The organism is Vibrio sinaloensis, assembly GCF_000808535.1.
GTDB classification, from domain to species: domain Bacteria; phylum Pseudomonadota; class Gammaproteobacteria; order Enterobacterales; family Vibrionaceae; genus Vibrio; species Vibrio sinaloensis_D.
This window is the reverse complement of sequence record NZ_JWLV01000022.1, coordinates 74,873-81,596: the sequence shown is the minus strand read 5'-3', so window position 1 is coordinate 81,596 and position 6,724 is coordinate 74,873. Positions and strand designations below refer to the sequence as shown.

Sequence of the window (6,724 nt, the reverse complement as noted above, 5' to 3'; positions counted from 1 at the left end):
AACATTACATAAGTAATGTTTGAATTGACTGTGCTGAATCTTTCGATTCAATGGTCACTTCGTTTCATTGAAACCTAATTTGATACCGAAGTATCTAATTGGATTATCATCAACGAGTGCCCACACAGATTGATAGGTTTATATTGTTAAAGAGCTTTCCGCTTGAGCTTCGCTCAAATCGGACGGCCATTTTAGCGAGATAAAGTTTAGTGTCAACCACTTTTTTCAAACTTTTTATCAAGCGTTTCCGCTTGGCTAATTGACCTTGCTAGCTGGCTTAACGTTTCTTTTGAAGCGTTGCCGTGTCAGCGAGGTGGCATTATAGGGATCGGAATTATCTTGGCAACCCCTTTTTGCCTTTTTTTCTAACTTTTTAACTGTTCGGTCAATAATTAAGCCAAAACAGCTAAAAACACACCTTATGATTACAAATCTACAAACTTTTGGCTAAACAAGGCAACTTTTTCCCAGTTGGTGTACTCCACTTCTTTTGTTGTATCTGTCTCTCCACCAGTCAGGGTCATGATCAGCTTAATCATCATTTTATCGAATAGACCATAGCGAGGATAATAGAGAGCACCAGCAAACACACCGATAAGCTCAGGATGCCAGGGTGATTTTTTCAAGAATGTACGAATATACGCACTGCCTTCAGGCGTATCTTTTCCCTGCTCTTCTTTACGAGCAGTTAAGTTGACGCAAAAGAAGGCTACTTTATGTTGTTTCAACTGCTCTAAGTTTTGATCGATAAAGCTATACAGTTTCTTATTAAGATGACCATAACGAATAGAGGCCCCAATCAAGATCCTGTCGTAATGACTGAAGTCGACTGTTGGGACAGTATGTAGGTCCACCAGCTCACACTCGAAGTCTGTGAGTTGTTCTTCTATATAATTAAGAATTTTTTTTGTCTGCCCTTCACGAGAAGAGTATAAAAATAGTGCTTTAGCCAAAATTGTTCCTTAACTCCGCCAAAACGTAGGCGTGAGTAGTATAAGAAGAGTGAACACTTCTAGACGACCAAACAGCATGGATACGATCAACACCCACTTTGCTTTGTCATTAATATCACCAAAATGAAGCGCCACCTCACCTAAACCAGGGCCTAAATTGTTCAATGTCGCTGCGACCGCAGAGAAAGCGCTCAGTTCATCAATACCCGTCGCGATTAACGCTAGCATACAAACCACGAACACTAGCGCATAAGCAGAGAAGAATCCCCAAACCGCATCAACAACACGCTGTGACAAGGCGGTACCACCCACTTTGATGGTATAAACCGCACGCGGGTGAACCAAACGCTTCAGCTCACGAGCACCTTGTAAGGTCAGTAGCAGAATACGGATCACTTTCATGCCACCACCTGTCGAGCCAGCACAACCACCGATAAAAGAAGAGAACAATAGCAACACTGGTAAGAACAATGGCCAATCAGAGAAACCTGTTGTGGTAAAACCCGCTGTAGTTGATATGGAAACAGTTTGGAATAGCGCTTGGTCAAACGCGTCGTACACCGAGTCATAAGAGTGGTGATTCAACAGCACTAAAAAACATACAACAAACAAGATCGCTTGAATGAATAGAAAGGCGCGAAACTCTGGATCTTTCCAATAGTATTTAGGATGTACACCACCAGATGCAAACGCGGCGAAGTGCAAAGAATAGTTACATGCCGAGATCAACAAGAAGACAACGGTAATCATGTTAATGGCGTAGCTATCAAAGTAGCCCATACTCGCATCGTGTGTGGAGAAGCCACCAATTGCGATAGTAGAGAAACTATGACTAATCGCATCGAACGGGGTCATGCCCGCTAGCCAAAACGCACCAGCGCAGGCCAGAGTCAAACTCAGATAGATATACCAAAGCGCTTTTGCTGTCTCAGCAATCCTAGGAGTCATCTTGGAGTCTTTTACCGGACCAGGGATTTCTGCGCGGTAAAGCTGCATACCACCGATACCTAAGACTGGAAGGATGGCAACGGCAAGAACGATGATGCCCATACCACCAAACCATTGCAGAAACTGGCGATAGAACAAGATCGCTTTTGGCAAATCATCCAAACCAACAATCACTGTAGCACCAGTGGTTGTTAAGGCAGAAAAGGATTCAAAGAACGCATCGGTTACCGAAATATTTGGGTTGTCTGAAAGTAAAAAGGGAATAGAGCCGGCACTACCAAGTACAGTCCAAAACAGGACGACGATCAAAAAGCCATCTCGAGCTTTTAATTCGTGCTTAAAGCGACGATTGGGGAACCAACATACTGCACCACAAAATAGCAGTACGAAAAAAGTAGTAACAAACGCAACCCCCGCGCCATCACGATAAATAAGCGCAACCAAAGCGGGCGCAAGCATGGAGACACTAAAAAGGGCGAGCAGTAGCCCGACAATGCGAATAATTGAACGAAATTGCATGTGTGATTAATGAATGAAGCAGAGCTTCCAACTTCCTAGTATTTATTGTCCCTTCAGAGGGGTAACATGTGCTTTTGCACCACTTTTATTGATTACGCTCTGGGTGAAATCTGCGACATGTCTGCGCTCAATTTCAACCACCATTCGCACTTGGTCACTATACTCTGCCGATATTTCATGGCCTTCAAATTGGCCGATGAGGGACTGAGCAATAGGCATAAACCCATAGTCTAACTCTAGTTGCAATTGTGCGGTTATTTTTTTCTCAATTGTTTGAAGCAGCTTGAGCGCTTGTTGCACGCCGCCGCCATAAGCTTTGACCAAGCCACCTGTACCGAGCTTAATACCACCAGAGTAACGAGTGACTACCGCTGTAATCTCACCAACCCCGGAGCCAGACAACTGAGCAAGAATCGGTTTACCTGCCGTTCCTGAGGGTTCCCCATCATCACTGAAGCCCCACTGCATGGAATCTTCTGGTCGCCCGGCAACGAATCCCCAACAATTATGGCGAGCGTCTGAATGTTTGTTTTTTATTTTTTCGACAAAAGCTTTCGCTGCATCAATATTTGGCGTGTGAGCTAAGTAGGTAATAAAGACGCTTTTCTTTATTTCCTCTTCATACTGACAAGGCTCAGAAGGTATTAAATAAGGTGTGTCGTTCATAATAACGCTAGGTTTTCTCAGATCATTTGAGTCTATCACGACCACTCTTTACTCGTCGCCCTTGATCTGCACCAGCGCACAATGTTAAACACTTGTTTAAAAAATGTATTGAATTTAACCAGAGACCGATCCAAACTAACCTCACTGGTCAAACCAGATTAAAAATATAACAGCTTTCCTGCTTGCCTGTTACCAGCCTTATGTGACAGGTGAACACACAATCCAAGATTGTATGTCATGGAGATAGACAATGATTTACCAAGCCGAAACCCTACAGGTAAAGGAAATACAAGATGGCATTGCAGAACTTAACTTCTGCTCTCCAAAATCCGTTAACAAACTCGACCTAGCAACACTAGAGTCACTCGACAAAGCCCTTGATGCACTAAAAGCGCACCAAGGACTGAAGGGCTTGATGCTCACCTCAGATAAAGACGCGTTCATTGTTGGCGCAGATATCACCGAATTCTTAGGTCTTTTCGCTAAGACAGACGCTGAGCTCGATCAGTGGCTGCAATTTGCTAACAGCATCTTTAACAAGCTAGAAGACTTACCCGTTCCGACTATCTCGGTACTAAAAGGCCACACGTTAGGTGGCGGTTGTGAGTGCGTGCTTGCAACTGACATCCGAATTGGTGATGAGACCACCAGCATCGGTCTACCAGAAACAAAACTGGGTATCATGCCGGGCTTTGGTGGTTGTGTGCGTCTGCCACGTGTTATTGGCGCCGACAGCGCAATGGAAGTGATCACACAAGGCAAAGCGTGTCGTGCGGATGAGGCATTAAAGATTGGTCTTCTGGATGCGGTTGTTGATAGCGACGCACTTTACGAGTCAGCACTCAAGACACTAACCTCCGCAATTAACGAGAAGTTGGACTGGCAAGCTCGTCGTAAGCAAAAGACATCACCACTTACGCTAAGTAAGCTCGAATCAATGATGAGCTTCACCATGGCGAAGGGCCTGGTGGCACAAAAAGCGGGTCCTCACTACCCCGCTCCAATGACAGCCGTTATTACTATTGAAGAAAGCGCTCGTTTCGCTCGTAACGAAGCACTCGACATTGAACGTAAGCACTTCGTAAAACTGGCTAAGTCTGAAGAAGCAAAATCACTGGTTGGCTTGTTCCTCAACGACCAATACATCAAAGGGCTTGCTAAAAAATCAGCGAAGTCAGCGAGTAAAGACACGCAACGTGCGGCTGTGCTTGGTGCGGGCATTATGGGCGGCGGTATCGCCTACCAATCTGCACTCAAAGGCGTACCGGTGTTAATGAAAGACATCGCGCAACCTTCACTCGACTTAGGCATGACTGAAGCATCTAAGCTGCTGAATAAACGCTTATCTCGTGGTCGCATTGATGGCTTTAAGATGGCTGGTATTTTAGCGTCTATTACACCGAGCCTACATTACGCAGGCATCGAAGAATCAGACGTAATTGTTGAAGCCGTAGTAGAAAACCCGAAAGTAAAAGCAGCAGTGCTGAGTGAAGTCGAATCACATGTCAGTGAAGACACGGTTATCACCTCAAACACCTCGACGATTCCAATCAATCTATTAGCGAAATCGCTAAAACGCCCAGAAAACTTCTGTGGCATGCACTTCTTCAACCCAGTGCACCGCATGCCTCTTGTTGAGATCATCCGTGGTGAACATACCTCTGATGAAACCATAAATCGCGTTGTTGCGTACGCAGCGAAAATGGGCAAGTCACCCATTGTCGTTAATGACTGCCCTGGGTTCTTTGTAAACCGCGTGTTGTTCCCATACTTTGGCGGCTTCAGCATGCTACTTCGCGATGGCGCGGACTTTACGAAAATCGACAAAATCATGGAACGTAAGTTTGGCTGGCCGATGGGACCTGCATACTTGCTCGATGTCGTTGGTATTGATACTGCTCACCACGCACAAGCCGTTATGGCGCAAGGTTTCCCAGAGCGTATGGGTAAACAAGGTCGTGACGCGATCGATGCACTGTTCGAAGCAAGCAAATACGGTCAGAAGAATGGCAGTGGCTTCTACAGCTACACCATAGATAGAAAAGGTAAGCCGAAGAAAACCTTCTCTGAAGAGATCTTGCCGGTGCTCGCTGACGTTTGTGCCGATAAGCAGGACTTTGACGATCAGACCATCATTCAACGTATGATGATTCCGATGATCAACGAAGTGGTACTGTGTCTACAAGAAGACATCATTGCCACTCCACAAGAAGCGGATATGGCACTGGTTTACGGTCTTGGTTTCCCTCCATTCCGCGGCGGTGTATTCCGCTACCTAGATAGCGTAGGTATCGCTGAGTTTGTTGCAATGGCAAAACAATACTCAGAGCTTGGTGCTATGTACCAAGTACCACAGATGCTGATTGATATGGCGGCGAAAGGTGAAAGCTTTTACGGTGCACAACAGCAAGGTTCTATCTAAGGAGGGATTCTAAAATGACTAATCAAACAAGAAATGTTGTCGTAGTCGATTGTCTACGTACGCCAATGGGTCGCTCTAAAGGTGGTGCTTTCCGTCATACACGAGCAGAAGATCTATCTGCGCGCCTAATGAAAGGTATTCTTGCACGTAACCCACAAGTAAACCCAAGTGAAATTGAAGATATCTACTGGGGCTGTGTACAACAAACCCTAGAACAAGGCTTTAACGTGGCACGTAATGCGGCGCTACTTGCTGGTCTACCAATTGAGATTGGCGCCGTGACGGTTAACCGCTTGTGTGGTTCCTCAATGCAAGCGCTTCACGATGGTACACGTGCCATCATGACGGGTGATGCTGAGATCTGCCTAATTGGTGGCGTTGAGCACATGGGACACGTTCCAATGAACCACGGTGTCGACTTCCACCCAGGTATGTCAAAAACGGTCGCCAAAGCCGCAGGTATGATGGGCTTAACCGCAGAAATGCTTGGTAAGCTACATGGTATCAGCCGCGAACAGCAAGATGAGTTTGCGGCACGTTCTCATGCTCGTGCACATGCAGCGACTGTAGAGGGGCGTTTTAAAAACGAAATCCTACCAATTGAAGGTCATGCGGCTGACGGCACGCTGTTCACTCTGGATTACGATGAAGTCATTCGCCCTGAAACATCCGTTGAAGGTCTATCTCAACTTCGTCCTGTTTTCGATCCAGCAAACGGCACAGTAACAGCCGGTACATCATCGGCGCTGTCTGATGGTGCATCAGCGATGTTGATCATGAGCGAAGAGAAAGCCAATGAACTTGGTTTGAAGATTCGCGCACGCATTAAAGGTATGGCAATTGCCGGCTGTGATCCTTCTATCATGGGTTACGGTCCTGTACCTGCGACGCAAAAAGCGCTCAAGCGTGCTGGTCTTTCCATTGAAGACATGGATGTGGTTGAGCTAAACGAAGCATTTGCTGCGCAGTCTCTACCATGTGCTAAAGACTTAGGTCTGCTTGATGTGATGGATGAGAAGGTCAACCTTAACGGTGGTGCGATTGCATTGGGTCACCCGCTTGGTTGTTCTGGCTCACGTATCTCAACGACGTTAATCAACCTAATGGAAGCCAAAGACGCGAAATACGGTCTGGCAACCATGTGTATCGGTTTAGGTCAGGGTATCGCGACCGTGTTTGAGCGCCCTTAGTAAGCCAAGCTATATTTTTGTAATCA

At 46.0% G+C, this 6,724-nt stretch carries 5 protein-coding genes; 2 read left to right on the top strand and 3 right to left on the bottom strand.

Features of this window, described 5'->3' with window-relative positions; genetic code table 11:
• Positions 1-425 precede the first annotated feature (425 nt).
• Genes hemG through RJ47_RS13380 form a run of 3 tightly spaced genes read right to left on the bottom strand, consistent with a single transcriptional unit; the run spans position 426 to position 3,086 of the window.
• Positions 426-953: a menaquinone-dependent protoporphyrinogen IX dehydrogenase gene (gene hemG / locus RJ47_RS13390; protein ID WP_039484371.1), complete on the bottom strand. Its 528-nt coding sequence runs from the start codon at positions 951-953 to the stop codon at positions 426-428.
• Positions 954-962: 9 nt separating this feature from the next.
• A complete protein-coding gene (locus RJ47_RS13385) occupies positions 963-2,420 on the bottom strand; it encodes a TrkH family potassium uptake protein (protein ID WP_005476124.1) in 1,458 nt (485 codons plus the stop codon).
• Positions 2,421-2,462: 42 nt separating this feature from the next.
• The gene (locus RJ47_RS13380; protein ID WP_038215880.1) at positions 2,463-3,086 is read right to left on the bottom strand and encodes a YigZ family protein; all 624 of its coding nucleotides are present in this window, start codon (positions 3,084-3,086) and stop codon (positions 2,463-2,465) included.
• Between the two features lie 250 nt (positions 3,087-3,336).
• On the opposite strand from RJ47_RS13380, the gene fadB reads away from it, so the two are divergent.
• Both fadB and fadA read left to right on the top strand, forming a co-directional pair.
• A complete protein-coding gene (gene fadB / locus RJ47_RS13375) occupies positions 3,337-5,508 on the top strand; it encodes a fatty acid oxidation complex subunit alpha FadB (RefSeq protein WP_038215788.1) in 2,172 nt (723 codons plus the stop codon).
• A gap of 14 nt (positions 5,509-5,522) precedes the next feature.
• Positions 5,523-6,698: an acetyl-CoA C-acyltransferase FadA gene (gene fadA / locus RJ47_RS13370; RefSeq protein ID WP_005426042.1), complete on the top strand. Its 1,176-nt coding sequence runs from the start codon at positions 5,523-5,525 to the stop codon at positions 6,696-6,698.
• Positions 6,699-6,724 lie beyond the last annotated feature (26 nt).

Bases quoted from the DNA above. Each gene is read 5' to 3' on its own strand.
- RJ47_RS13380 (WP_038215880.1), bottom strand. From the start codon at position 3,086: ATGAACGACACACCTTATTTAATACCTTCTGAGCCTTGTCAGTATGAA.
- RJ47_RS13385 (WP_005476124.1), bottom strand. From the start codon at position 2,420: ATGCAATTTCGTTCAATTATTCGCATTGTCGGGCTACTGCTCGCCCTT.
- fadA (WP_005426042.1), top strand. From the start codon at position 5,523: ATGACTAATCAAACAAGAAATGTTGTCGTAGTCGATTGTCTACGTACG.
- fadB (WP_038215788.1), top strand. From the start codon at position 3,337: ATGATTTACCAAGCCGAAACCCTACAGGTAAAGGAAATACAAGATGGC.